General features: G+C 62.9%; 25 protein-coding genes. 14 read left to right on the plus strand and 11 right to left on the minus strand.

Going from position 1 to position 26,271, the window contains the following annotated elements:
• Positions 1–39: 39 nt before the first annotated feature.
• Both JJJ17_RS10800 and JJJ17_RS10805 read left to right on the plus strand, forming a co-directional pair.
• Positions 40–945: a BKACE family enzyme gene (locus JJJ17_RS10800; protein ID WP_200686242.1), complete on the plus strand. Its 906-nt coding sequence runs from the start codon at positions 40–42 to the stop codon at positions 943–945.
• A gap of 2 nt (positions 946–947) precedes the next feature.
• On the plus strand, positions 948–2,429 hold the full coding sequence (locus JJJ17_RS10805) for a carnitine 3-dehydrogenase (protein WP_234464055.1): 1,482 nt from the start codon (positions 948–950) through the stop codon (positions 2,427–2,429).
• A 41-nt stretch (positions 2,430–2,470) separates the two neighbouring features.
• Here JJJ17_RS10805 and JJJ17_RS10810 read toward each other — a convergent pair whose 3' ends face one another.
• Together JJJ17_RS10810 and JJJ17_RS10815 are read right to left on the minus strand one after the other, a co-directional pair.
• Positions 2,471–3,460: an NAD(P)H-quinone oxidoreductase gene (locus JJJ17_RS10810; RefSeq protein WP_200686244.1), complete on the minus strand. Its 990-nt coding sequence runs from the start codon at positions 3,458–3,460 to the stop codon at positions 2,471–2,473.
• Positions 3,461–3,470: 10 nt separating this feature from the next.
• On the minus strand, positions 3,471–4,130 hold the full coding sequence (locus JJJ17_RS10815; RefSeq protein ID WP_200686245.1) for a COQ9 family protein: 660 nt from the start codon (positions 4,128–4,130) through the stop codon (positions 3,471–3,473).
• Positions 4,131–4,222: 92 nt separating this feature from the next.
• Between JJJ17_RS10815 and rpsU the strand changes: the two genes are divergently transcribed.
• The 6 genes from rpsU (at position 4,223) to JJJ17_RS10845 (ending at position 8,402) form a co-directional block, all read left to right on the plus strand.
• Positions 4,223–4,429 (plus strand): 30S ribosomal protein S21, encoded by a 207-nt coding sequence (rpsU, locus tag JJJ17_RS10820; RefSeq protein WP_022705914.1) that lies wholly within the window; start codon positions 4,223–4,225, stop codon positions 4,427–4,429.
• A gap of 519 nt (positions 4,430–4,948) precedes the next feature.
• The gene (locus tag JJJ17_RS10825) at positions 4,949–5,590 is read left to right on the plus strand and encodes a TetR/AcrR family transcriptional regulator (RefSeq protein WP_200686248.1); all 642 of its coding nucleotides are present in this window, start codon (positions 4,949–4,951) and stop codon (positions 5,588–5,590) included.
• Positions 5,583–6,047 (plus strand): SRPBCC family protein, encoded by a 465-nt coding sequence (locus tag JJJ17_RS10830; protein ID WP_200686250.1) that lies wholly within the window; start codon positions 5,583–5,585, stop codon positions 6,045–6,047. The genes JJJ17_RS10825 and JJJ17_RS10830 overlap by 8 nt, the downstream gene beginning before the upstream one ends.
• A gap of 12 nt (positions 6,048–6,059) precedes the next feature.
• Positions 6,060–6,482: a VOC family protein gene (locus JJJ17_RS10835; protein ID WP_200686252.1), complete on the plus strand. Its 423-nt coding sequence runs from the start codon at positions 6,060–6,062 to the stop codon at positions 6,480–6,482.
• Positions 6,479–6,934 (plus strand): VOC family protein, encoded by a 456-nt coding sequence (locus JJJ17_RS10840; RefSeq protein ID WP_200686254.1) that lies wholly within the window; start codon positions 6,479–6,481, stop codon positions 6,932–6,934. Before JJJ17_RS10835 ends, JJJ17_RS10840 begins: the two co-directional genes overlap by 4 nt.
• Before the next feature lie 103 nt (positions 6,935–7,037).
• Positions 7,038–8,402, plus strand: a complete 1,365-nt coding sequence (locus JJJ17_RS10845) for an aminotransferase (RefSeq protein ID WP_200686256.1) — start codon at positions 7,038–7,040, stop codon at positions 8,400–8,402.
• 67 nt (positions 8,403–8,469) lie between these two features.
• On the opposite strand, the gene JJJ17_RS10850 is transcribed toward JJJ17_RS10845, so the two are convergent.
• Complete coding sequence (locus JJJ17_RS10850) at positions 8,470–9,033, minus strand: TonB family protein (protein WP_200686258.1); 564 nt, start codon at positions 9,031–9,033, stop codon at positions 8,470–8,472.
• 105 nt (positions 9,034–9,138) lie between these two features.
• Positions 9,139–9,465 (minus strand): TfoX/Sxy family protein, encoded by a 327-nt coding sequence (locus tag JJJ17_RS10855; protein ID WP_200686260.1) that lies wholly within the window; start codon positions 9,463–9,465, stop codon positions 9,139–9,141.
• Between the two features lie 63 nt (positions 9,466–9,528).
• Between JJJ17_RS10855 and miaB the strand changes: the two genes are divergently transcribed.
• A complete protein-coding gene (miaB, locus tag JJJ17_RS10860; RefSeq protein WP_200686262.1) occupies positions 9,529–10,863 on the plus strand; it encodes a tRNA (N6-isopentenyl adenosine(37)-C2)-methylthiotransferase MiaB in 1,335 nt (444 codons plus the stop codon).
• Positions 10,864–11,095: 232 nt separating this feature from the next.
• Positions 11,096–11,932 (plus strand): universal stress protein, encoded by an 837-nt coding sequence (locus tag JJJ17_RS10865; protein WP_200686264.1) that lies wholly within the window; start codon positions 11,096–11,098, stop codon positions 11,930–11,932.
• A gap of 23 nt (positions 11,933–11,955) precedes the next feature.
• Here the strand turns inward: JJJ17_RS10865 and JJJ17_RS10870 are convergent, their stop codons facing one another.
• Positions 11,956–14,139 (minus strand): ComEC/Rec2 family competence protein, encoded by a 2,184-nt coding sequence (locus JJJ17_RS10870; RefSeq protein WP_234464035.1) that lies wholly within the window; start codon positions 14,137–14,139, stop codon positions 11,956–11,958.
• Positions 14,140–14,247: 108 nt separating this feature from the next.
• Here JJJ17_RS10870 and gltX point away from each other — a divergent pair, with 108 nt between their 5' ends.
• The 3 genes from gltX to JJJ17_RS10885 all read left to right on the plus strand — a co-directional run bounded on the left by gltX (position 14,248) and on the right by JJJ17_RS10885 (position 17,783).
• Positions 14,248–15,645: a glutamate--tRNA ligase gene (gltX, locus tag JJJ17_RS10875; RefSeq protein WP_200686266.1), complete on the plus strand. Its 1,398-nt coding sequence runs from the start codon at positions 14,248–14,250 to the stop codon at positions 15,643–15,645.
• 77 nt (positions 15,646–15,722) lie between these two features.
• A complete protein-coding gene (gene gltA / locus JJJ17_RS10880; RefSeq protein ID WP_200686268.1) occupies positions 15,723–17,015 on the plus strand; it encodes a citrate synthase in 1,293 nt (430 codons plus the stop codon).
• 99 nt (positions 17,016–17,114) lie between these two features.
• A complete protein-coding gene (locus JJJ17_RS10885; protein WP_200686270.1) occupies positions 17,115–17,783 on the plus strand; it encodes an SDR family NAD(P)-dependent oxidoreductase in 669 nt (222 codons plus the stop codon).
• Positions 17,784–17,838: 55 nt separating this feature from the next.
• On the opposite strand, the gene JJJ17_RS10890 is transcribed toward JJJ17_RS10885, so the two are convergent.
• The 5 genes from JJJ17_RS10890 to JJJ17_RS10910 form a co-directional block, all read right to left on the minus strand.
• A complete protein-coding gene (locus tag JJJ17_RS10890; RefSeq protein WP_200686272.1) occupies positions 17,839–19,653 on the minus strand; it encodes an aminopeptidase P family protein in 1,815 nt (604 codons plus the stop codon).
• The gene (locus tag JJJ17_RS10895) at positions 19,650–20,342 is read right to left on the minus strand and encodes a metal-dependent hydrolase (protein WP_200686274.1); all 693 of its coding nucleotides are present in this window, start codon (positions 20,340–20,342) and stop codon (positions 19,650–19,652) included. The genes JJJ17_RS10890 and JJJ17_RS10895 overlap by 4 nt, the downstream gene beginning before the upstream one ends.
• 73 nt (positions 20,343–20,415) lie before the next feature.
• Complete coding sequence (recJ, locus tag JJJ17_RS10900) at positions 20,416–22,152, minus strand: single-stranded-DNA-specific exonuclease RecJ (protein WP_200686276.1); 1,737 nt, start codon at positions 22,150–22,152, stop codon at positions 20,416–20,418.
• An 85-nt stretch (positions 22,153–22,237) separates the two neighbouring features.
• The gene (gene glpX / locus JJJ17_RS10905) at positions 22,238–23,203 is read right to left on the minus strand and encodes a class II fructose-bisphosphatase (protein WP_200686279.1); all 966 of its coding nucleotides are present in this window, start codon (positions 23,201–23,203) and stop codon (positions 22,238–22,240) included.
• An 88-nt stretch (positions 23,204–23,291) separates the two neighbouring features.
• Positions 23,292–23,543: a BolA family protein gene (locus tag JJJ17_RS10910; RefSeq protein ID WP_200686281.1), complete on the minus strand. Its 252-nt coding sequence runs from the start codon at positions 23,541–23,543 to the stop codon at positions 23,292–23,294.
• Between the two features lie 79 nt (positions 23,544–23,622).
• Here JJJ17_RS10910 and JJJ17_RS10915 point away from each other — a divergent pair, with 79 nt between their 5' ends.
• Positions 23,623–24,249, plus strand: a complete 627-nt coding sequence (locus JJJ17_RS10915) for a J domain-containing protein (RefSeq protein WP_200686283.1) — start codon at positions 23,623–23,625, stop codon at positions 24,247–24,249.
• A 48-nt stretch (positions 24,250–24,297) separates the two neighbouring features.
• Here JJJ17_RS10915 and lnt read toward each other — a convergent pair whose 3' ends face one another.
• Complete coding sequence (gene lnt, locus JJJ17_RS10920) at positions 24,298–25,827, minus strand: apolipoprotein N-acyltransferase (protein WP_200686285.1); 1,530 nt, start codon at positions 25,825–25,827, stop codon at positions 24,298–24,300.
• Positions 25,828–26,271: the final 444 nt, after the last annotated feature.

A 26,271-nucleotide genomic window follows, 5' to 3' on the forward strand; every position in this document is an offset into this window, starting at 1 on the left:
AAGCTGGAAGAAGCGAAACACACTGACGAGGATATCGAGATGGCGCTGACCCCGAACCGGGAAGTTTTCATCACCTGCGCCGTGACCGGCTCGGGCGACACGACGGGGCGGTCCGACAAGGTGCCGGTGACGCCGCAGCAGATTGCGGAATCCTCGATTGCGGCGGCGAAGGCCGGGGCCGCCATTGCCCATATCCATGTCCGTGATCCCGAAACGGGAAAGGGCTCGCGCGATCCGGCGCTTTATCGCGAGGTGGTTGAGCGGATCCGGGATTCCGGCGTCGATATGGTGCTGAATCTGACGGCAGGGATGGGCGGCGATCTGGTTCTTGGATCGACCGATGCGCCGTTCCCGGTCGATCCCTCGGGCACCGACATGGTCGGCGCGACCGAGCGTCTGGTCCATATCGCCGAGCTTCGCCCTGAAATCTGCACGCTCGATTGCGGCACGATGAATTTCGGCGAGGGCGATTATGTGATGACCAACACCCCCGCGATGCTGAAGGAAATGGGCCGCCAGATTCAGGCGCTTGGCGTCCGCCCCGAGATCGAGATCTTCGATACCGGCCATCTGTTGCTGGCCAAATGGTTGAAGGCGCAGGGCGTCATCGACGATCCGGTCATGGTGCAGCTTTGCATGGGTATCCCCTGGGGCGCACCCGACGATATCAATACGCTGAAGGCCATCGTGGACAACCTGCCCGACGGCTGGACCTTCTCGGCCTTTTCGATTGGGCGCAACCAGTTGCCCTATGCCGCGCTGGCGATGCTGGCGGGCGGCAATATCCGCGTCGGGCTTGAGGATAATATCTGGCTGGACAAGGGTGTTCTGGCGACCAACGAAGCGCTGGTCGAGCGTGCGGCCAGCGTGGTGACGACGCTGGGCGGGCGGCTGCTGGGACCGGAAGAAGTGCGGCGCAAACTTTCGCTGGAGAAACGCTGGTGAGCATGATCGTGACGAAGGCCGCCTGTATCGGCGGCGGTGTGATCGGGGCCGGTTGGGTGGCGCGGCTGCTGCTGGCGGGTGTCGATGTCGATGTCTTTGACCCCTCGCCCGAGGCAGAGCGTGTCGTGGGTGAGGTTCTTGCCAATGCGGAGCGCGCCATTACGCGACTGGTCGATGCACCGCTTCCGCAACGCGGCAACCTGCGCTTCGCAGCGTCGCTGGAAGAGGCCGTTTCGGGTGCCGGGCTGGTGCAGGAAAGCGTGCCCGAGCGGCTGGACCTGAAACATCGCGTGCTGCAGGCCATCGATGTCGCAGCGCCTGCCGATGCGATCATCGGATCGTCCACCTCGGGGTTGCTGCCCAGCGATTTGCAGCAGGGCATGACCCATCCCGAAAGGCTGGTCGTCGCCCACCCCTATAACCCGGTCTATCTGCTGCCGCTGGTCGAGCTTGTCGGCGGTCAGCAGACCAGCGCCGAGACCATCACCCGCGCCACCGAGATTTATCTGCATCTCGGCATGAAGCCGGTGATCATCAAGCGCGAGATCGAGGCTTTCGTCGGCGACCGCCTGCTTGAGGCGCTGTGGCGCGAGGCGCTGTGGCTGGTCAATGACGACATCGCCAGCGTCACCGATATCGACGATGTCATCCGCTATTCCTTCGGTCTTCGCTGGGCGCAGATGGGTCTGTTCCAGACCTATCGCATTGCGGGCGGCGAGGCCGGAATGCGCCATTTTCTGCATCAGTTCGGTCCGGCGCTGGAATGGAACTGGACCAAGCTGATGGACGTGCCCGATCTGAACGAGGCGCTGATCGACCGCATCGCAAGTCAGTCCGACGACCAGGCCGAAGGTCGCGGCATCCGCGAGCTTGAGCGTATCCGCGACGACAACCTTGTCGCCATCACCCGTGCCTTGGCCGCGCAACAGGGTGGCGCAGGCTGGGGCGCAGGCGCGCTGTTGCGCCAGCACGAACAGGCCTTGCGCGATGGTGCAGCCCGGCATGCTGACCCTGCAGACCTGCTCACCCTGACCAGCGGCAACGTTCCCGAAGAATGGATCGACTATAACGGCCACATGACCGAACACCGCTATCTGGAGGTGTTCGGCTATACCACCGACGCGCTTCTGGAAGAGATAGGCGTGAACGCGGATTACGTTGCCTCGGGACGCAGCTACTACACGGTCGAGACGCACATCATGCATCTGGGACAGGCCATCGCGGGCGATAGCTATGTCACGACCACGCAAATCCTGTCAGCGGATGACAAACGCCTGCAGGTGTTCCACAGCATCCTGAACCGCGAAACGCAGGAGCTTCTGGCGACCGCAGAACAGATGCTGCTGCATGTGGATTCCAACGCGGCGAAGGCAACGCCCGCGCCGGAAGCGATCATGCGTAGGGTGACAGAACTGGCGCGCACACACAGCGCTTTGCCCCGACCCGATTCGGTTGGGCGGCATGTAGGGCAGCGCCGTTCGTGAAACATGCCGAGGTTCGCGCTTCTTCGCGAGCCTCGGTGATGTCAGGCCCCGGCGACCTTCAGGACGATCTTTCCGATATGCTCGCTGCTCTCCATCCGGCGATGGGCCTGCGCCGCGTCTTTCAGGTCGAATTCGCTGTCGATCGTCACCTTGACCGTCCCGCCGGACACCAAGGGCCACAGCTTCTTGCGCAACTGTTCCGCAATCTCGGCCTTGGCGGCATCGGATTGCGGTCGCAGAGTTGAGCCGGTCACCGTCAGACGCCGCGTCATGATCTGGGCAAAGTTCAGCTCGACCTTTGGACCCTCTAGGAACGCGATCATCACTAGACGGCCATCCGGTGCCAGTGCCTTGATATTGCGCGGGATATAGCTGCCGCCAACCATGTCGAGGATCACATCCGCCCCGCCAGCCGCCGACAGGATTTTCACGAAATCTTCGTTGCGATAGTTGATCGCCACCGCGTCCAGCGCCCGGATCGCCTCGCATTTGGCCTCGCTGCCCGCAGTCGCGAAGACTCTGGCGCCCAGAGTCCGGCCAAGCTGGATCGCCATCATGCCGATGCCAGATGTGCCGCCATGGACCAGAAACCGCTCGCCCCCCTTCAGCCCGCCGCGGGTGACGACGTTCGACCAGACCGTGAAGGCCGTCTCGGGCAGGCAGGCGGCTTCCCGCAGCGACAGCCCATAGGGGATACGCAGCGCATGATCCGCATGGCAGAGCACGTATTCCGCATATCCACCGCCTGGCAGAAGCGCACAGACCTGCTCGCCCCGCCGCCAGCGCGTCACGCCCTTGCCCATATCGACGATCTCGCCCGACGCCTCTAGCCCCGGCAGATCGGATGCGCCCGGAGGTGGGGCGTAGCTGCCCTGCCGTTGCAGGACATCGGGCCGGTTTACCCCGGCATAGGCGACCTTGATCAGGATCTGATCGTGACGCGGCACCGGCACCGACCGGGTGACCAGCTTCAAGCCATCGGCGTCGCCGGGCGTAGAAATCTCAACAGCTTGCATCGAATCGGGAAACATGGCGCTGCTTTCAGTAGTTGCTGGATTTTCCGGGCAGGTCACGGCTGCGAGGTGCCTTGATCCATCCGAATGCAAGCCCGGTCAAGGCTTGCGCGCCGGGCAGTTTGCGAAGCGAACCCTTGATCTGCTCGAACCGCATGACCCCATCGATCCGCCGGTCGATGAAATCGCGCGTCTCGGCGTGGCCTTCCGATTCGTCACCCAGCCAGAACAGGACCGAGGCACTGATCACCGCCGACAGCGTCGCCCGTTTCGAATACCAGTTCACGTCGTCCGAGCTATCGCCCAAAGCCGTCCAGATCACATCCGCCGTCTCCCAGACCAACCGTGCCGCCAGCGCTGCATTCTGCGGCAAAGCCAACGTCGCCGCGCCCGCGCGAACCAGCTCCGGTTCGGCCAGTTGCAGGCGCCGCCAGACTGCCTCGGCCACCCGATCCCGGAATCGGCCCTGCGGCGGGTTAGCCTCAAGTTCGGCGCGCAAAGCCGCATCGCCACGCCGGTGATAGGCCGCTGCCAGACCCGCACCGCCCTCGGGGAAATGCACGCGGGCCATATCGTCGCTGATCCCGATATCGCGCGCGCCGGAACGGATGGCGCGGTCGTTCATCCCCTCAAAAGGGACGTGGGTCAGGGCGGCCTCGATCAATGCGTCACGCTCGGTCTGGGTCATGTCAGCCTCATCTGGACAAAGGCGCCCGGTTTTGCTATCGGGGCGCTTCCTGCAATCTTGCAACTCTAACCTAGGAAGGTGGTGACAACCACATGCAGGTCAATGTTCGCGACAATAACGTCGAACAGGCGCTCCGTGCTCTGAAGAAAAAACTTCAGCGCGAAGGTGTCTTCCGCGAAATGAAGCTTCGGCAACATTTCGAGAAGCCGTCGGTCAAGAAAGCCCGTGAAAAGGCCGAGGCCGTCCGCCGTGCCCGCAAGCTGGCCCGTAAAAAGGCACAGCGCGAAGGCGCTCTCTAAGAGCGTTTGCGAAGGCGCACTGTAAGACGACGCGACAAGCGTTATCAGAAAACCCCCGCAGCATCCGCTGGCGGGGGTTTTCTATTGAGTTTTTCCAGGGGCGGGCAGCCTACGTTTAACCGTCAGCGGATTGCGGAAAGTTCTGCGTCGTGGTTGTCGATGCAATCCATACACAATTGCCTGAGCAGTCGATGATAGGCGGGTTGTTCGGAATTCTGGAAGATGGCGGGGAGATGATTTTGCTCTCGATGATGCTGAGCTATGCGGTTGGCACGTTCTGGAACGCTGATGGTCGAGGCTGTCTGTCAGGGGCCCGATAAGTTGCTCAGGTGCGGGTATGGTCCGATGAAATCCGGCTTTTCTGTCGATCAGAACGGGTTGTTTCGCCCTGCCATCGGCAATTAACAACATGAAATAAAACTATATTTTTGTGCTGGCCGCGATCGGTCGGCGGCGCCGGAATCGTATTCTGAAAAGAATCACTTGCAAAACATACCAACCAGTCGGTATGTTAAATGCATGGCAAGGAAAACCAACATAGATCCCGACCGGGGCGATGCGCGGACAAGGCTGCTGGACGCGGCTCGTGACATTGTTCGCAGTCAGGGTTTCGCCGCGACCAGCGTCGATCAGCTTTGCAAGGCTGCGGGGGTCACCAAGGGCGCTTTCTTCCACCACTTCGCCAACAAAGAGGCGTTGGGCGTGGCGGCGGCGCAATACTGGTCCGAGACCACTGGGGCGCTGTTTGCAACGGCGCCTTATCACGACCACGCCGATCCGCTGGATCGTGTGCTGGCCTATGTCGATTTCCGGCGGGACATCATCGCCGGCGATCTGGAGGCGTTCACCTGCCTTGTCGGTACGATGACGCAAGAAGTCTATCACGCCCATCCGGCGATCCGCGAAGCCTGTGCGGCTAGCATCTTTGGCCATGCCGCTACGTTGGAGCCGGATATCGAAGCGGCAATGAAAGCGCGCGGGATCAAGGGCGACTGGACGGCGGCAAGTCTGGCTGCCCACACGCAAGCGGTTCTGCAAGGCGCGTTCATCCTTGCCAAAGCCGCCGATGATCCTGCGGTCGCCATCGACGGGGTCGATCACCTGAAACGCTACATAACCCTTTTATTTCAAGCCAGTCCTATGGGAGGACAACATGACTGACGCAACCAACGAACTGGTTCTGGACCGCATTCTGAACGCCCCGCGCGAAAAGCTGTGGCGCTGCTGGACCGATCCGAAGCTGATGGAGGAATGGTTCTGCCCGAAGCCCTGGTCGGTCAGCGACGCGGTTGTCGATCTGCGCCCGGGTGGTGAATTCTCGACCGTGATGCACGGGCCGGAAGGTGAGGAATTCCCGAATACCGGCGTCTATCTGGAGATCGTCGAGGGCCGGAAACTGATCTTCACCGATGCCTTCGCGCCGGGTTGGCTGCCTTCTGGCCGCCCCTTCATGGTCGCCGAAATCACCTTCGAGGATGCTGGCGAAGGCCGCACCCATTACGTCGCCCGTGCCCGCCATTGGAGCGAAGAGGTCAAGAAGGAACATGAGGCGATGGGCTTCCACGAAGGCTGGAGCGCGGTTGCGGATCAGCTTGAAGCGCTTGCCAATACGTTGTGACAGGAGGATCACATGGAACCGACCATCTATCTGTTTTTCAAGGGCAACTGCCTTGAGGCGATGACGCATTATGCCGATGTTCTGGGCGGAGAGGTCTCTGGCGTATTCCGCAATAAAGATGCGGACCCCGACTCGCGTATGCCCGGCGGCGACGATCTGGTCATGAATATGGCCGTCAAGCTGGGGAATACCACGATCATGGCCTCGGACAATTCCGACGACATGTATGACCGACCGCAGGGTTTTTATGTCACCATCGAAACCCCCTCGCGTGCGGATTTCGACCGGGTCTATGCCGCGTTGTCGGAAGGCGCGGAATCGATCGCGATGTCCCCGGATGAGGCCTTCTGGGCCGAGCGTTTCGCTATGTTCCGCGACCGCTACAACACGCCGTGGATGCTCAGCTTCACCGGATCGAAGAGGGTAGAGCAATGAGCGATAAGGTCAAAACCTGCTTCTGGTTCGACCATCAGGGGCTTGAGGCGGCGGAATTTTATGTCTCGATCATCCCCGGCAGCAGTCTCGGACGGGTGAGCCACTACGCCGATGGTCCCGACAAGGGCAAGGTGCTGACGGTCGAGTTCTCGCTGGCGGGGACGTCCTATATGGCGCTGAATGGCGGGCCGCATTTCACCCTGTCCGAGGCGGCGTCGATTTCGGTCACGACTGAAGATCAGGCCGAGACGGATCGGTTGTGGGCCGCACTGTTGCAAGGCGGCGTTGAATCGCAATGCGGTTGGCTGAAGGATCGGTTCGGCCTGTCGTGGCAGATCGTGCCGCAGCGCGCGATTGAACTGCTGAACGGCCCGGATGCAGCAAAGGTCTGGCCCGTGCTGATGAACATGGTGAAGATCGAGGTCGCCGAGTTGGAAGCGGCGGCGGCATGATCGAACCGGGCCGCGCGGGCAGCCGGGCGGCCCATTGAACGTGCCTCGCGGCGCGGATAGCCTGCCCGAAACGCTTACGCATCGATCCTTGGGGAGGCTGCACATGACAACGCCGCAAAGCTGGGAAGCTCGCGCAGACGAATACTCGTTCTATGGTTTCACCGATTTGCCCAGCGTGCATCAACGCGGTGCCGTGGTGCTGACCCATGGCGAAGGCCCCTATGTCTTCGACGTGAATGGCAAGCGCTATCTAGACGCGAATTCCGGCCTTTGGAACATGGTCGCGGGCTTTGACCACAAGGGATTGGCCGACGCGGCGAAGGCGCAATATGACCGCTTTCCCGGCTATCACTCTTTCTTTGGTCGCCTGTCCGATCAGACCGTGTTGCTGTCTGAAAAGCTGATCGAGGTTTCGCCGTTCGATCACGGAAGGGTTTTCTACACCAATTCCGGGTCCGAGGCGAATGACTCGATGGTCAAGATGCTGTGGTTCCTGCATGCCAGCGAGGGCAATCCAAAGCGGCGCAAGATCCTGACCCGCTGGAACGCCTATCACGGCGTCACGGTCGTTTCCGCCAGCATGACCGGCAAGCCCTATAACGAGGTGTTCGGCCTGCCGATGGACGGGTTCATCCACCTGACCTGTCCGCATTACTGGCGTTTTGGCCAAGAGGGTGAGACCGAACAGGCTTTCACGCAGCGGCTTGCGCAAGAGCTGGAAGATACCATCCAGCGCGAAGGTGCCGACACCATTGCGGGCTTCTTTGCCGAGCCGGTGATGGGCGCAGGCGGGGTGATCCCGCCATCCGCCGGGTATTTCCAGGCGATCCAGCCGATCCTGAAAAAGTATGGTATCCCGTTGATCTCGGATGAGGTCATTTGCGGTTTCGGGCGCACGGGAAATACCTGGGGCTGCCAGACCTTCGACTTCACGCCGGATGCGATCATTTCGTCAAAGAACCTGACCGCCGGGCTGTTCCCGATGGGCGCGGTGATCCTTGGGCCGGAATTAAGCGACCGTCTGCAGGCCGCCGCCGAGAAGATCGAGGAATTTCCGCATGGCTTCACCGCCTCGGGTCATCCGGTCGGCTGTGCCATCGCGCTGAAAGCCATCGACGTGGTGATGAATGAGGGGCTGGCCGAAAACGTCAACCGTCTGTCGCCGCGGCTTGAGGCGGGGTTGCGCGCGATCATGGACCGCAGCGAACATATTGGCGAATTGCGCGGCGTTGGTTTCATGTGGGCACTGGAAGCGGTCAAGGACAAGCCGACCAAGACGCCCTTTGATGGCAGCCTGTCGGTCAGTGAGCGGATCGCGAACACCTGCACCGATCTAGGGTTGATCTGCCGCCCCTTGGGCCAGTCGATCGTGCTGTGCCCGCCGTTCATCCTGACCGAAGAGCAGATGGATGAGATGTTCGAGAAGCTGGAACAGGCGCTGAACAAGGTCTTCGCGGAACTCGCCTGATCAGCCGTCGCTTTGCCGGTTGAAACGGCTGCTATGCAGGCGAGTGGCTGTGCCGCTCGCCTGTTTCTTAGTTGAACAGCCCCTTGCGCGGCTCTTCCGCGTCGCTTTTCCACGCCTCTTCGCTGGCCTTGCCGAAAGTGACCACGCTGATCCGCGGGATCGGCTGGCCTGCCATATCGGGGCTGAACGGCGGGAACGGGCTGGCGCCTTCGACATATCGCTGAACGCTTGCATCGAAGGGGCGCAGGCCCGAGGACGCCGCCAGCTTGATATCGGCGATCCGCCCATCCGGCATGACCACATAGCTGACAATCGCGGGCCGCGCCGGGTTCAGCGACTTCACGTCGTCCATTTGCTCCATACGGCTGCCCGAGGCCTCAAGCCTTGCCGCCGCCGCCTGTTCCCACTCTGCCTTGTTGGCCGGTCGTGGCAACGGAGCCTGCGATACCCGCACCGGCTGTGTCGTCGCGGCAGCAGCGGTGCTGCTGGTCTTCGGTGCGGTGACCGGCGCTGGCGCCCGCACGGCGGTCTGCGCCGGGGGCTCTTCTGCCGAGATTGGCTCGGTCGTGGTCTTGCATCCGGCAACCATGCCGATAGCCGATACCATTAGGATCGTCAGTGCTGATTTCATGCCTGTAGCCCCTCGATGGCCCGGCTTTTCTATGCGGGCTCTTACTCTGCCCATAAGCCGAACAGGCATGTTCAGTAAAGATTTTTTGCGCCCGATGGGGCAAATTCAGCGCCTTCCCAGTCCTATCTCATCCAGCGCCGCCTCGATCCCCGATAGCGGCCCGCCCCTGACTTCGGCCACCAGCGCATCGAATCGCACCCGTAGCGCGGCTTTTTCATCGCCCTTGCAGTCGTTCCATGGCCGCCCCTGCAACGCCATCTGAAGCACGTAATAGCCGATGAAATGCGGCCGCTCTCCGGCATGCAGCAGGGCGCGGTAGGCCTCATGTGCGCCAGTCGCCCTCAGGGTCGCGGCATCGGCGATTCCGGCGGCGATCAGCGCCTTGGCCGTTGCCGGTCCGATATTGCTGATGCTGACCAGATCGCTGTCCATGCCATACCTTCCCAAGAGCCGCGCTTTCCTGTATCAGCGCCGGAACCCCAAGGACAGCACGGTATGACCGACCAAGCCAATACCCCGGTGGCGAAAAAGCTATTCATCAAGACCTATGGCTGTCAGATGAACGTCTATGACAGTCAGCGCATGGCCGAGGCCATGGGTGCAGAAGGCTATGTTCTGACCGAGGATCAGTCGGAAGCCGATATGGTCCTGCTGAACACCTGCCATATCCGCGAAAAGGCTGCCGAGAAGCTTTATTCCGACCTTGGCCGCCTGAAGCCGCTGAAGGCCGAAAAGCCCGACTTGAAGATCGGCGTTGCAGGCTGCGTGGCACAGGCGGAAGGTGAAGAGATCATCCGCCGGATGCCCGTGGTCGATCTGGTCGTCGGTCCGCAGACCTATCACCGCCTGCCCGCGATGGTTCGGGGCGAAGCGCCGAAAATCCTCACCGACTTCCCGGAAGAGGACAAGTTCGATCACCTTCCCGCCCGCCGCGCCACCCGCCGCGCGCCTGCCGCTTTCCTGACCGTGCAAGAGGGCTGTGACAAGTTCTGCGCGTTCTGCGTCGTCCCCTATACCCGTGGGTCCGAGGTCAGTCGCCCGGTCGAACGGATCATGCGGGAAGCCCGCGATCTGGTCGAACGCGGCGTGCGCGAGATCACCTTGCTGGGCCAGAACGTCAACGGCTGGCACGGCGCGGGCGAAGATGGCCGGGAATGGGGCTTCGGGCGGCTGATCCGCGCGCTTGGCGATCTGGATGGGCTGGACCGCATCCGCTACACGACCAGCCATCCCAACGACATGGCCGACGATCTGATCAGCGCTCACCGCGATGTGCCGCAATTGATGCCCTATTTGCATCTGCCGGTGCAGTCGGGCAGCGACCGCATCCTGAAGGCGATGAACCGCAAGCATACGGCGGAGACCTATCTTCGCCTGATCGACCGCATTCGCGACGCCCGCCCCGACATCATGCTGACCAGCGATTTCATCGTGGGCTTCCCCGGCGAGACTGATGAGGATCATCAGGCGACACTGGATCTGGTCGCCAAGGTGAATTTCGGCACCGCCTTCAGCTTCAAATACTCGCCCCGCCCCGGCACCCCCGCCTATGAGCGCGCCGAGGTTGACAGTGCAGTCGCAGACCAGCGCTTGCAGGATTTGCAGGCGCTGCTGACCCGGCAGCAAAAGGCGGCGCAGGAAGGCATGGTCGGGCGCACGCTGGGCGTGCTGTTTGAGAAGCCGGGCCGGAACGAAGGCCAGATGATCGGCAAATCCGACTATCTGCATTCGGTCTTCGTCGATGCACCTGAGGCGCAGGTCGGCGATCTGGTGCAGGTGCGGATCGTCGGAAGCGCGTCGAATTCGTTGCAGGGCGAACTGGCTGCCTGACGGTCCAGGCCTCGGGTAAGGCGCGACGGTCCGTCCCGCGCGGTTAGGGTGTCAGCCCGCACCTTCGCTGGTATTCCGCCCGCGTTTTAAGACTGCGACAAAACGAAGCCGCGCGGTCTTTGGAACGGCTTTCCCCTTGATCCATATCGGATTCGTGCTTTCATCAGAAACAGGGACTTTGCCAGGTCGGAGACGTCCCGATACGCTCCGGCCGTATCCAAGGGAGGCTGCAATGGCCTACAAGACGATCCTGACCGTCCTTTCCGATACCCGCCACATGGCGCAACTGGATGCCGCCGCCAGCCTTGCCGCTGCCGAAGACGGCCATCTTGATGTGCTGTGCCTTGGCGTCGATCATAGCCAGTCGGGTTACTATTTCCCCGGCGGTTCGCCCTATGTGTTCCAGGAGGCGATGGATGCCGCGCTTGAGGACACCAGCACATTGGAAAAATCCGTCCGCGATCATCTGAGCAGTCAAAGCGATCTGCGCTGGTCGGTCGAATCGGCAGTGGCGCAGCTTGGCGGCATCACCAATTTCGTCGGCATGCGGGCACGCTTCTCGGATCTGGTGGTCCTGTCGCGGCCTTATGGGCCGGATACTTCGGGCGATGCCGAGGTCGTGGTCGAAGCCGCGATGTTCGAGGGAGGGTGCCCGGTGCTGATCGTCCCCGAAGGCGCTCCGGTGACGGGGTTCAAACGGGTTCTGATCGCGTGGAATCACTCGCTTGAATCGCTGACCGCGACGCGGCGGGCGTTGGTTCTGTTGCAGGCCGCAGAAGCGGTCGAGATCACCATCATCGATCCGGGCCGCCGCAGCGCCGACGGTGCCGATCCCGGCGCAGATCTTGCGCAGCTATTGAGCCGCCATGGTGTCAACGCAGAGATCACTGTGATCGCGAGGACCGAAGGCACGGTCAGCGACGAGATCAACCGCCACGCGATTGAGATCGGGGCGGATTTGGTCGTCATGGGGGCTTACGGCCATTCGCGTTTCCGTCAGGCAATCCTCGGCGGCGCGACGCGCAGCATGCTGGAGAAAGCAAAGGTGCCGGTATTCATGGCGCGGTAGATCGCCGGACCTGCTCCTAGGCGTTATTCCATCACCGTTGTGATCCGCATTTCTCCGTTGCTGAAGTCGATTGCCACCGCGCCTGTCTGGCGCAATCGAGTGAGATCGAAAAGCAGGCATGTCGGTGCTTTGGGCAAATCGGTCCGGTCGGCGATAACGACGATGCGCTTTGGCTGACATGCGGTATTCGCGCGCTCGGATGCGCCCTTGCCGCTCAGATGTAGGATCTGCCAGCCGCCCGGAAGATCGGCGGTGCGCTCGCCCCGTGGGCCGCTCCAGCCTGACCGGGCTGCCGATTCCTCTTGTGTCGCCATGTCGCCGTCTTCCAGCAGCCAGTTCTCGACCACAAAACCACCGCCTGCGGGTTTTGAGACCGCGCGCCCTTCCGCCGTCATCAACCCCACCGCATCGCCTTCGCCAGCGATCAGCAGGTGCGGGCGGGTGGCGGTCAACCACAGCACCGCAGACAGCGCCAGCATCGCCGCGCCCAGAGTAAAGCCGAAACCAAGGGCGGTGCCCCGCATCCGTCTTGGCCCGTCGCGCCATGTTAGCACCATCAGCACCGCGCCGAAGCCCATCAAGGGCAGGACAGGGCCGGGGGGCATCGGGATCGCCGTGACAGCGCCGCCCAGATCGGCAATGAAACCTGCGACCATCAGCATCCATTTCGTGCCGATCCCCATCACCCACAGCGCCGGTGCCTGCAAACCGAACGGTGCCAGCAGCGCCGCGATCACGCCCGCCGGCATCACCAGCGCGCCCATGACCGGCACGGCCAGCAGATTGGCGATCAGCCCATAATGCGCCGTCCGGTTGAAATGCGCCGCCGCAATGGGCGAGGTTGCCAGTGACGCGACCAATGACGACAGCAGCAGGATCGCCACCGGACGCAGCCACCACGGTAGATATGGCGACAGCCGCGACCACGGACCATAGACCAGCACCAGCGCGACCGTTGCCGAAAAGCTCATCTGAAAGCCGGGGCTGGTCAACGCCTCGGGCGAATAGATCAGGATGATCGTCGCGGCCAGCGCGACCGTCCGCAAAGAGATCGCCCGCCGGTCCACCAGAATCGCCGCCAGCATGACGGCGACCATGACGAATGACCGCTCGGTCGCGACGCCTCCGCCCGATAGCCACAGATAGGCCGCCGCCGCCAGCAGCGCACCAAGGGCAGCGATCTTGTGCAGACCCTGCGGTAGCGGCGCGCCAAGGCCCTGCGTCAGAACCAGCGCAAGCCGCAGCGCCGTATAGACGAAGCCCGTCAGCATGCTCATATGCAGGCCGGAGATCGAGATGATGTGGTAAAGGTTCGAAGCCCGCATCACCTCGTTCGTGGCCTCTTCGATGCCAGAGCGGTCACCCGTCATCAATGCCGATGCAACCGCGCCCTCTTGCTCGCCAATTCCGTCTTGAATCGATCTGCTGATCGCCATCCGGGTGCGATGCATGGTCCAGGCGATGCCTTGGGCTTCGGACACCGACATGACCGGCGTGCGGCTATAGCCGACCGCGCCCAGACGGTCGAACCACGCGAACTGGCGGAAATCGAAACTGCCCGGCGCGGCAGGGCCGGGCGGTGGGCCGAGATGTCCGGTCAGCATGATCCGCTGGCCCAGCGGGGGCAGGGGGTCATCGTCGTTCATCAGCGACATCCGCACCCGTTCGGGCGTGCGGTCCGAGGCCATATCGCGCAAGACCACCTGATCCAAAGTCAGCCTCATCCGGTCGCGGGCCGAGCGGTCGATCTCGATCAGCCGTCCCTCGACCGGGCCGTAATAGCGCCATTCCAGAACCGGCGCCGCGACATCTGCCGAGCGGATGGCAATCAGCGCCATCCCTGCCGCAATCAGTGCCAGCGCCATGCCGCAGACGCGCATGCCGTCCGCCAGATGCCAGCCGATCCGGCCACGCTCGGCCAGCGGAATCGCGACTTTGATCGCGCCGATGCCGACCAGCGCCATGGCTGCCGCGCCGACCCATCCGATGACCGGGATTCGGCCCGTAAGCAGGAACCACAGCCCGATTCCAAGTGACAGGCAAACCGGCACCCAGGGAAACAGCCCCGCCCGGCCTGCCGCGGCCGGACGGGGCAGGCGCGCGGAAGCATGCTTCGGCGCGCGCATCCGGGATGGAGCAAACCCCGGCAATTCCACGGATTGTGACCCGACACGGGGAACCGGCGATGGGCCGGACGTCGCGGTCATTCTTGTCCTTTCCGGGCTGCTTCTTTATCTCTCGCTCACGAAGATGGCATGGACCGCTTACCAATCCGTTAACGCGGACCGGCCGTCGCGAAATTCTGGAAGGCCGCCATGTCCGAGAACGCCCCCGTCGTCACCCGCTTCGCCCCGTCGCCGACGGGTTACCTGCATATCGGCGGCGCGCGCACTGCGCTTTTCAACTGGCTTTACGCCCGGGGTCGCGGAGGAAAATTCCTGCTTCGGATCGAGGATACCGACCGCGCCCGCTCGACCCCCGAGGCGACCGAGGCGATTCTGAAAGGGCTGGAATGGCTGGGTCTGGACTGGGACGGCGAGCCGGTCAGCCAGTTCAGCCGGATCGAGCGTCATGCCGAAGTTGCGCGCGAGATGCTGGAAAAAGGCAGCGCCTACAAATGCTTCTCGACCCCGGAGGAAATCGCGGCATGGCGTGAGGAACATCCCCGCCAGCCGTTCCAAAGCCCGTGGCGCGATGCCACCGATCTGCCGGATGGGCCTTATGCGATCCGGTTGCGGGCTCCGCGCACGGGCGAGACGGTGATCGATGACGCCGTGCAGGGGCCGGTTCGGGTCGCGAACGATCAGCTTGACGACATGGTGCTGCTGCGCAGCGACGGGACGCCGACCTATATGCATGCGGTGGTGGTGGACGATCACGATATGGGCGTGACCCATGTGATCCGGGGCGACGACCACCTGACCAATACCGCGCGGCAAATTCAGGTCTATGATGCGATGGGCTGGAAGCGCCCGGTTTTCGCCCATATCCCGCTGATTCACGGTGAAGACGGCAAGAAACTGTCGAAGCGCCACGGCGCGGTCGGGCTGCACGAATTTGCTGCACTTGGCTATCCGGCGGTCGCGATGCGCAATTATCTGGCACGGCTTGGCTGGAGCCATGGCGACGACGAGTTGTTCGATGACGCGCAGGCGCGCGAATGGTTTGATCTGGCAGGAATCGGCCGCGCGCCGGCCCGGCTGGATTTCAAGAAGCTCGAGCATGTCAGCGGTCACCATATCGGCGTGATGGACGACGAAGACTTGTTGCGAGTGATCGAGGATTATCTGGTCGAGACTGGCGCGAAGCCTTTGACGGACCAACAGAAAAGCCGCCTGCTGCCGGCGCTGCCAGCGCTGAAGGAGAAGGCAAAAACCCTTCCCCAGCTTCTGGAGCAGGCGCGTTTTGCATTGGTGTCACGACCCATTGATATCGAAGAAAAAGCCGCCAAGGCTTTGGATTCGGTATCCCGTGGTATGCTGAAATCATTGACTGCCGCAGTGCAGCATGCTAGCTGGACGCGAGACGAACTGGAGCAGGCGGCCAAGACGGTTGCCGAAGAAAACGGTGTCGGCTTGGGCAAGATTGCGGGGCCCTTGCGCGCCGCTCTGGCCGGGAGAGCCGCTACTCCCAGCGTGTTCGACATGATGACGGCTTTAGGCCGCGAAGAATCTCTGGCCCGGCTTCAGGACCAGATTGAATTGGCAGGCTGACGCCTGCCCCCACTTGCCAGGGTCAACCCGAGCCAGGACGCGCGGATGACCCGGCCCAGCCGGAAAGGACGTGTTGGATGGCCGACTCGAAAACCGCCAAGCTGCTGATTAACAATGCCGAATTCGAGCTTCCCGTGCTCACCCCCACGGTGGGGCCGGAAGTTCTGGATATTCGCAAGCTCTATGGGCAGGCGGATGTCTTTACCTACGATCCCGGTTTCACTTCGACCGCAAGCTGCGATTCCACCATCACCTATATCGATGGTGATGCAGGCGAATTATGGTATCGCGGCTATCCGATCGATCAGCTTGCGGCCAAGTCGCACTATCTCGAAGTCTGCTATCTGCTGCTTTACGGTGAACTGCCGACGGCTGATCAACTGCATGACTTCGAAAGCCGCGTGACCCGTCACACCATGGTGCATGAACAGATGCACTATTTCTTCCGTGGTTTCCGCCGCGACAGCCATCCAATGGCGACGATGGTGGGCGTGGTCGGGGCGATGTCGGCCTTCTATCACGATTCGACCGATATCGGCGATCCCTGGCAGCGTGAGGTTGCCGCGATCCGCCTGATCGCCAAGCTGCCGACGATTGCGGCAATGGCCTATAAATACTCGATCGGCCAGCCCTTCGTCTATCCGAAGAACGAGCTGGATTACGCTTCGAACTTCCTGCACATGTGCTTCTCGGTTCCGGCTGAGACTTATCATGTCGATCCGGCTTTGGCCCGCGCCATGGACCGTATCTTCACGCTGCATGCCGACCACGAACAGAATGCCTCAACCTCGACCGTGCGTCTGGCCGGGTCGTCGGGCGCCAACCCCTTTGCCTGTATCGCGGCGGGCATTGCCTGTCTGTGGGGTCCGGCACATGGCGGTGCGAACCAGGCCGCGCTGGAAATGCTGCGCGAGATCGGGACCGTGGACAATATCCCAGAATATATCGCCAAGGCGAAGGACAAGAACGATCCGTTCAAACTGATGGGCTTCGGCCACCGGGTCTATAAGAACTTTGACCCGCGCGCGAAGGTCATGAAGGAATCGGCCGACGAGGTTCTGGATCTGCTGGGCGTTCACAACAACCCGACGCTGCAGGTGGCGAAGGAGCTTGAGAAGATCGCGCTGGAGGACGAATACTTCATCGAGAAGAAGCTGTATCCGAACGTCGATTTCTATTCCGGCATCATCCTTGAAGCGATGGGCTTCCCCACCTCGATGTTCACGCCGATCTTCGCGCTGTCGCGGACGGTTGGCTGGATCGCGCAGTGGAAGGAAATGATCGGCGACCCGCAGAACAAGATCGGTCGCCCGCGTCAGCTTTATATCGGCAGCCTGAAGCGCGACTATATCGATATCGAAACGCGCTGAGCGGTTCGTTCAATATGAAAAGGGCCTCTGCGGGGGCCCTTTTTCGTGCGCGCCTGCTGCATGCTTGCGTGGGCGGGCGGCTGATGGCATGGGGACGGCATGAGTGAATCGAAACAGATAGACGGGGCGCGGCTGGCGCTGGTGACAGGTGCCTCTCGCGGGTTGGGCGCAGCCTTGGCCGAGCGGCTGGCGGCGCGGGGATATCATGTGCTGGCGGTGGCGCGCACTGTCGGCGCGTTGGAAGAGCTTGACGACCGCATCCGAAAGGCAGGCGGCTCGGCCACGCTGGCGCCGATGGATGTCAGCGAAGCGGCGGCCATGCAGCAGATGGCCGAGGCGATCCTTGGCCGGTGGGGTGGGCTGGATTTCTGGGCGCATTGCGCGATCCATGCGGCACCATTGTCGCCGGTGCCGCAGATCGACGGGAAGGACTGGGCGAAATCCGCGCTGGTCAATATCGAGGTCACACGTGGCCTGATCGCCCTTCTTGAGCCGCTTCTGCGCGAACGGAACGGCACCGCGCTGTTTCTGGACGATCCCCGCGCGGGCGAGAAATTCTTTGGCGCTTACGGGACCAGCAAGGCGGCACAGATCGCATTGGCCCGAAGCTGGCAGAATGAGGCCACGAAGATCGGGCCGAAGGTTGTCATAGCCCAGCCCAATCCGATGCCCACCGCCGTTCGGGCGCGGTTCTTCCCCGGCGAGGATCGTGCGGCGCTGACCGCGCCCATTGACGAGGCCGAGCGGCTATTGGCCGCGCTGGACTGATTGCGTCCCGCGATAACGGGGGGCTACCCGCCCCCCGCACCCCCCGGATGTTGCGCTATGCCGTCGCCGACCCGGCCAAGGGCAGGGTTGCCCGTTCCAGCCAGTCGCGATCTGCCTGATCCAGCAGCGGCGACAGTTCTTCCCTGACCCATGCGTGATAATCATCAAGCCACAGGATTTCGTCGCGCGACATGGCGGCGATATCGATCGCGCGTTTGTCGATGGGGCAGATGGTCAGCGTCTCGAATCCCAGCATTGATCGACCGGGCTCGCCCTCTGCCTCGGAGACGATGATGAGGTTCTCGATCCTGATGCCGAAAGCACCTTCGCGGTAATAGCCGGGCTCGTTCGACAGGATCATGCCGGTTTGCAAAGGCAGATCGCTGATCCGGCTGATCCTGACCGGCCCCTCGTGGACACACAGCGCCGCGCCGACGCCGTGGCCGGTGCCGTGGTCATAATCTTTGCCGTCGAACCAGAGAAACTGTCGTGCCAGCGCGTCCAGATGTGCGCCTGCCACGCCTTTCGGGAAACGGGCGCGGCTGATGGCGATCATCCCGCGCAAGACGGCGGTATAGGGCGCCACGGCCTCTGCCGGGGGCTGGCCCATTGGCAGGGTGCGCGTAATGTCGGTTGTGCCGTCGGGATATTGCCCGCCCGAATCCAGCACCACCATATCGCCGTTCTGCAGTCGCCGGTTGCTGTCCCGCGTCACGCGGTAATGGGCCAAGGCGCCATTCGGACCGGATCCCATGATCGTATCGAAGCTGACATCGGTAATGCCCTGCTCGATCCGAAAGCCCTCCAGCTTTTCGACCACGTCGATCTCGGTCAGGGTTGCTGGCTCTTGTTTGTCCAGCCATGCCAACAGCCTGACCATGGCCGCACCGTCGCGACGATGGGCGTCGCGCATGCCCTGAAGTTCTGCCGGGTTCTTGCGCGCCTTGGGCAGGATGGCAGGATCGGGGGCGGTGATGATCTCTGTCCCTGCAGCCTCGAGAATGCGGAACGCGGCTTCGGGCGCGGAGCCGGCGTCAAGCCGCACCGGACCTTCAAGATTGGCCAGCGCCGCTGTCAGCCCATCAGGTGGCAGGATCGAGACCTGATTGCCCAGCTTGACACGCAATCCGGCGTCGAACTTTGCCGGATCGGCGAATAGCGCAAGCTGCCCGTCATCTGACAGGACCGCAAAGCTTTGAACGATAGGATTGCGGGGGATGTCGGTGCCGCGAATGTTCAGAAGCCATGAGATAGAATCCGGCAGTGACAGGAAGGCGGCGGCCTGACCGGACTGCTTCAATTCAGCGGCAAGCCGCGCCCGTTTCTGTGCCGCAGTTTCCCCGGCAATCGCATCCTCATGGGCGCGCGCCGCGCCGACCGGCGGCTCTGGGCGGTCGGTCCAGATCGCGTCAACAGGGTTTTCCGACACAGCGATCAGGCCGATGCCGCTATCGCCAAGACCCTTCTCGATGCGGGAAATTTCGCTGCGAGTATGAAGCCACGGATCAAACCCGACCCGCCCGCCAGCGGGCAACGCCTCTCGCAGCCATTCGGCTGCAGAAGTCTCGGGCCATGCGACCGGCGTGAAATGCGCGGGATCGATCTGGGCCTTCACCTGCACGCGGTAGCGGCCATCGATGAACACACCGGCACGATCACGGGTGACGATGCAGAACCCCGCGCTGCCGGTGAAGCCGGTCAGCCAGGCCAGCCGGGCATCGCTGTCAGAGACGTATTCCCCCTGATGCGCGTCGGCGCGGGGGATGATGAAGGCGTCAAGATCACCGGCGGCAAGCGCGGATCGCAGGGCGGCAAGACGGGCTGCATGATCGCCGCCGGCAGAGGGGTCGTCAAATGTCTGGAAACTCACAGCTCTATCGCCTTCATGACTTCGGGTTCGATGACATTCACGCCGGGCAATCCCTGCCGCAAGGCATCCGCCGACTGCTCTAGCAGCGGGAAAGTCTTGTAATGACAGGGAATGACCGTCTTGAAGTCGAAATATTTCTTCGCCGCCCAGGCCGCGCGCTTCATATCCATGGTGAAATGCCCGCCCGCACTAAGGATGCCGATATCGGGCTGATGATATTCGCCCATCCACGCCATGTCGGCCATGATATCGGTATCCCCCGAGACATAGATCACATGGCCTTCACCCGCGATCATGTAGCCGGATTCGTGACCCGCATAGATCGGGCCATCCGCACCCTCGATGGAACTGGAATGCGCGGCATTGACCATGGTGACCTGCGCGCGGCCCAGACCGACAGTGCCGCCCTTGTTGAATCCGACGCCATCGATACCCTGATGCGTCATCCATGTGTTGACCAGATCATAGATGCCGACGACCGGGATTTTCAGCTCTTTCGCGATGGCCAGCGTGTCGCCTGAATGGTCGCCATGACCATGGGTCAGCAGAATATGGGTCGCGCCACCGATGGCCTCGGCGCGCTTGCCTTCGGGGAAGACGGGATTCCCCGATAGCCAGGGATCGATCAGGATCACCGCATCTTCAATCTCAAGGCGAAAGCCGGAATGTCCAAGCCAGGTCAGTTTCATCTCTGCCTCCTCTGTCATTTTCGCGAAGGTTAGCCGGGCTGGTGCGGGCTGACCAGAGACGCTCAGAAGTCGCTCAGACCGGCGCGGCGTCATCCAGCCGCAGACGAAGCCGCTCGCGACCGCCCCAGGTGGAAAGATCAAGCTTGCCCGCCAAATGGAAGCGTCGCCCCTTGGCGCCGATCAGTTCCGGGCCAAGCGGGCCGGACATCGCGCCCCATGCGACAGCCTCCAGCGCAGGTGCGCCGGGCGTTCTGAAACCAAGCCGCAGGTGATTGTCACCCATCGTGCTGACGTTTTCGATCAACTGATCGGCAAAGACAAAGCGCGGCGCGGGGGCAGCCTGCCCGAATGGACCCGCATCCTCCAACTGCCGGAAAAGCTGAGGCGTCGCGCCAGCCGTTTCAAGCAACCCAGACACGCGCAGATCCCGCGCGCCGGTCCGCTCGATCAGATCCTTCGCGATCAGTTCGGACAGCCGGGCCATCGCGGCGGGTATCTTGTCTTCCTCGACCGTCAGACCGGCGGCCATCTCATGCCCGCCACCCTTGAGCAGCAACCCCTCGCGCGCGAGCCGTTGAATGGCCCGGCCCAGATCGACACCCGGCACCGACCGGGCCGAGCCCTTGCCGATCCCGCCCTCGACCCCGATCACCACCGAAGGCAGATCGGTCGCTTCCTTCACCCGCGCGGCAACGATGCCGACAACGCCGGGATGCCAGCCGGGACCGGCGGCCCATGACAGGCTGACATCGCCCCGCGCCTCGACCTGCGCCAAGGCCTCGTCCCGCACGGCTGCCTCGATGGTGCGGCGGTCGCGGTTCAGTTCGTCCAGTTGTGCCGCCAATTGCGCGGCTTCCCGTGGATCGCGGGTGGACAGGCACAAGGCGCCCAGATCGGCACGCCCGACCCGCCCGCCAGCATTGATCCGGGGGCCAAGCAGGAAACCAAGATGAAAGGCGCTTGGCGGTCCGTCCAGTCGCGCCACATCCGACAGCGCGACCAGCCCCGGACGCTGCCTCTTCGCCATAATGGTCAGGCCCTGCCGCACAAAGGCCCGGTTCACCCCGACCAAAGGCGCCACATCGGCCACCGTCGCCAGCGCCACCAGATCCAGAAGCGCCATCAGATCCGGCTCGGGCCGCCCCGACCGGCGCAGCACCCGACCGGCCTGAACAAGCGTCAGAAACACCACGCCTGCGGCGCAAAGATAACCGATCTCGCCATCTTCATCGGCGCGGTTCGGATTGACGACGGCCAAGGCAGGCGGCAGCGTCTCGCCGCCAAGGTGGTGATCCAGAACGACCACATCCGCCCCGCTGGCGGCGGCCAGCGCCTCATGGCTCAACGTGCCGCAATCGACGCAGACTATCAGATCATGATCCGCGGCCAGCGCCTGCATTGCCGGAACGTTCGGCCCGTAACCTTCATCGATGCGGTCGGGGATATACAGCGTGGCATCGCGCCCCTGACTGCGCAGCCAATCCAAAAGCAACGCCGCCGACGATCCGCCATCGACATCGTAATCGGCAAAGATCGCGATGCGCTGCCCACCATCGGCAGCGCCCACCAGCCGTTCGGCGGCAATCTCCATGTCGCGCAATGTCAGCGGATCGGGCAGCAGATCGCGCAGACGGGGGGTCAGGAAGCCCGTGGCCTCGGCAGGCTCTATCCCGCGTTCGGCCAGAATGCGGGCGACGGCCAACGGCAGCGTCGCTTGCTGCGCCAGACCTTCCGCCAGTCGCTCGGTTGCGGGGTCGGGGCCGATCCAGCGGCGGCCCGTCAGTGAGTTCTCGATCCCCAGAAACGCCACGCGACCAACCCGATTTCTTCGTTGTGCAAATACCGCGGGGGAGTCCCGCAGGGACGGGGGCAGCGCCCCCGCCTGTCCCGATACCTTACCGGATCGGGTTGCGATAGATCATCCGGCGAACCGAGCCGGTTTTTGACCGCATCAGGATCGTCTCGGTCTGCAGAAAGCCCGGCTCGCGCTTCACGCCTGCCACGATGGAGCCATTTGTCACGCCCGTCGCGGCAAAGATCACATCGGCGGTGACCAGCTCGTCGCGCGAATAGATCCGGTTCAAATCGGCGATCCCGGCTTTCTTCGCCCGGCCCCGTTCGTCATCGTTGCGAAACAGCAGACGGCCCCAGATTTGCCCGCCCATGCATTTCAATGCCGAGGCCGCCAGCACACCCTCGGGCGCGCCGCCTGACCCCATATACATGTCGATGCCGGTCAGTTCGGCCTCGGCGGTGTGGATCACACCCGCGACGTCGCCATCGGTGATCAGACGGATCGCCGCGCCGGTTTCGCGAACTTCGGCGATCATGTCCTCGTGCCGGGGACGTTCCAGAATGCAAACGGTGATGTCGCTGTCCTTCACACCACGGGCTTTCGCCAGCGCACGCACACGCTCGGCCGGGGTCATGTCCAGACTGACGACATCCTTGGCATAGCCCGGCCCGATGGCCAGCTTGTCCATATAGACATCCGGCGCATGCAGCAGCGTGCCGCGCGGAGCCATGGCGATCACGGTCAGCGCGTTCGGCATATCCTTGGCGGTCAGCGTGGTGCCCTCCAGAGGGTCCAGCGCGATGTCAACTTCGGGACCATTGCCGGTGCCGACTTCCTCGCCGATATAGAGCATCGGGGCTTCGTCGCGTTCACCCTCGCCGATCACCACGACGCCTTTGATGTCCAGCATGTTCAACTGATCGCGCATCGCGTTGACAGCGGCCTGATCGGCGGCTTTCTCGTCACCGCGCCCGATCAACAGGGCCGAGGCATGTGCCGCCGCCTCGCTGACGCGGGCCAGTCCCAGAGACAGCATGCGGTCGTTGAAATCCTTCGGCGTGGTCATGGTTCTGTCCTTGTCGTCATCAACAATGCTTGGCCGGGCTTCTACGCGGGGGGCATGACAGCGGCAAGACGATGTGGGCGCTAACGGTTCAGCTTTCCGACAATTCCAGCGCCAAAGCATGGATGCGCGGCACGATATCGCCCAAGGTCTGATGCACCAGCCGGTGCCGCTCTATCCGGCCCAGACCTGCAAAACGCGGGCTCGCCAGACGGATGCGGAAATGCGTCTGGCCCCCTTCGCGATACCCCGCATGGCCGCGATGGCCCTCGCTTTCGTCGATGACGTCGATACTGGTCGGTTCCAGCGCCACCAGCCGGGCCTTCATTTCGTCAGCGATCATCTGCTCCCCTCCGTCAAGACCTTTCATGTCGCGCGAAATACATTAGACTGCCGCCTCCGAGTCGCAAAGGTGCCCCAGAATGAGCAATAACGACCCGTTCGGATTCGACATATCCGCCGCCAAGGACAAGAAGCGGCGGAACAAGGGCAGGCGTGGCATGTCCGGTGCGTTCGAGACCTCGACCCGCGTTTGCGAGAAAGAGGGCTGCAACGAGCCGGGGCAATATCGCGCGCCTAAAAACCCCCGGAATCTGGATGATTATTTCTGGTTCTGCAAAGAACATGTGCGCGAATACAACGCGAACTGGAACTATTTTCAGGGCCAGAGCGAAGAAGAATTCCAGCAATTCATCGATAATGCGACGGTGTGGGAACGTCCGACCAAGCCCTTCGGCCGCGCGGCGCAGGACCAGAAATGGGCGCGCCACGGGGTCAGCGATCCGTTGGAGATCCTTGGCGCCAACGGCACTTCGCCTGAAGCCCGTGCCAAGGCTAGCCGCAAGCTGCCGCCGACCGAACGCAAGGCGCTGGATATCCTTGAGGCCAAGGATAGCTGGACCCGGGCCGAGATCAGGAAGCAGTACAAATCGCTGGTCAAGGATCTGCATCCCGACATGAATGGCGGCGACCGCTCGGACGAGGATCGGCTGGCCGAGGTGGTCTGGGCCTGGGATCAGGTCAAGGAAAGCCGCAACTTTCGCGATTGAGCCGGGGCAGGGGGCTGTCGCCCCCACCGGATTCCGGCAGTGAGGTGGTCAGGCCCGGCGACGGGGCAGGATCAGGGCGGCGGCGAGCGCGATCAGCAGGAATGACAGGATCGGGGCGTTGCCCCATGTGATCCAGAAGGTCGGCGGCAGCGCGCCGGGCAGCGGGGCATCGATCTTGTCGATCTCGCCAAGGCCCAATGAATCGCGGATCTCTCCATGTGGATCGATGACGGCGCTGATGCCGGTATTTGCCGCGCGGACCAGCGGCAGGCCCGATTCGATGCTGCGCAGGCGCGCCTGCGCCAGATGCTGATAGGGCCCCGAGAATTTTCCGAACCACGCATCATTCGTGGATTGCAGCAGCCAGCCGGGGCGGCTCTCGGTGGCGCGCAGATGTTGCGGAAAGATCGCCTCATAGCAGATGAGGGGCTGATAGGCGGGCGCGACATCGCTTGTGATCACGCGGGGGCCGGGGCCGGCGCTGTAGCCCATACCCGCCTGCGCGGCGAAGGCGGTGATGCCGATCTTCGCCATTGCGTCGCCCCAAGGGATGTATTCGCCGAACGGCACCAGATGAAACTTGTCGTAAATCTCGGTCACCGCGCCCGCGCGATCCAGCGTGACGAGGCTGTTATAATAGCGGCTGCCGTCGCGGCGCTGAATGCCGAAGATCAGTTTCGCGCCCGCGGCCTGCGACATGATCGGCAGAACCTCGTCCGCATCCTCCAGCAGGAAATTCACCGCCGTTTCCGGCCAGATCACCAGATCGCGTCTGCCCGGTTGGGCAGAGAGATCAAGCAGGCGACGGAAGAATGTGCCTGACCAGTCGGGGTCCCATTTCAGATGCTGTTCGGCATTTGGCTGAACGATGCGCAGTTGTGTGGTCGTGTCGGCGGGCAAGGGTTCGGCCAGACGGTTCAGGCCGAAGGCCCAGAAACCGACAACCAAGGCAATTGATGCCGCGATACCCGGAAGCAGGCCGGGGAAAGAGCTTCCGGCAGGGCGGCGCAGAACGACCGGCAGCACGGCGATTGTCATGGTCAGGGTGGAAAGGCCGATGGCGCCGATCCACGCCGCCGCCTGCGCGACCGGCGTGCCGATCCAGACATGGCCGGTCAGCGCCCATGGCAATCCGGTGAAAATCCAGCCGCGAAGCCAATCGGACAGCACCAGAAGGATCGCGATGGCGACTGCCTGACTGCGCCAAGTGGGCGCAAGCCTTGCTGCGACCCAGACCGGCAACGCCCAGAACAGCGCCCCACCAAGCGCCATCAGAAACAGCGCGAAGGGGGCCATCCAGCCGTAAATTTCCGGCTCGACCAGAAACGGCTCGACGATCCAGTGCATCGACAGCGCGAACCAGCCAAACCCGGCGGCCAGCGCGTGCCAGAATGCCGCCGCTGGCTGCGCGCGGCAAAGACGCCACAGAAGCAGGCTCAACGCGATGGGCGTTGCGGCCCAGATACCGAAGGGCGGCAGGCCAAGCGCGGCGATCAGGCCAAGCGCCAGATCGGGCCAAAGCTGCCGGAACGGCGGCCTGCGGCGGCGCAGGTGCGGGACGTGGGACGTGTCACGCATGAGCGGGTGTCAGGCTCCGGCGTCGATACTGTCCTGTTCGGGGGTATCTTCAGCCTTCTTCCGACGGGTCCGGCGGGGCTTTTCCGTGGTCGCAGTCGCGGGTTCGGCCTCTGCCGCCGCCTCGGGTGCATCGGCTTTCTTGCGGCGGGTGCGCTTCGGCTTTTCGGCGGTCTCGGCCTCAACTGCCACGGTTGCTTCAGCCGCGGGTTCCGCTTTTTTGCGGGTGCGGCGAGGCTTCTCTGCCGTTTCGGTTACTGCCGGCGCTGCTTCCGCAGGTGCAGCTTCCTCGGCTGTTTCGGTTTTCCTGCGGCGAGTGCGCTTCGGTTTCGCCGGGGCTTCTTCCACGGCTTCCGGCTGCACGACCTCAGCCTCGACCGGGGCCGGTTCGACTACGGGTTCCACCGCCTCGACCTGCGCTGCATCACCTTCGGCCTGTGCCTCCGC

The sequence above is a fragment of the Paracoccus caeni genome (assembly GCF_016629665.1).
GTDB classification, from domain to species: domain Bacteria; phylum Pseudomonadota; class Alphaproteobacteria; order Rhodobacterales; family Rhodobacteraceae; genus Paracoccus; species Paracoccus caeni.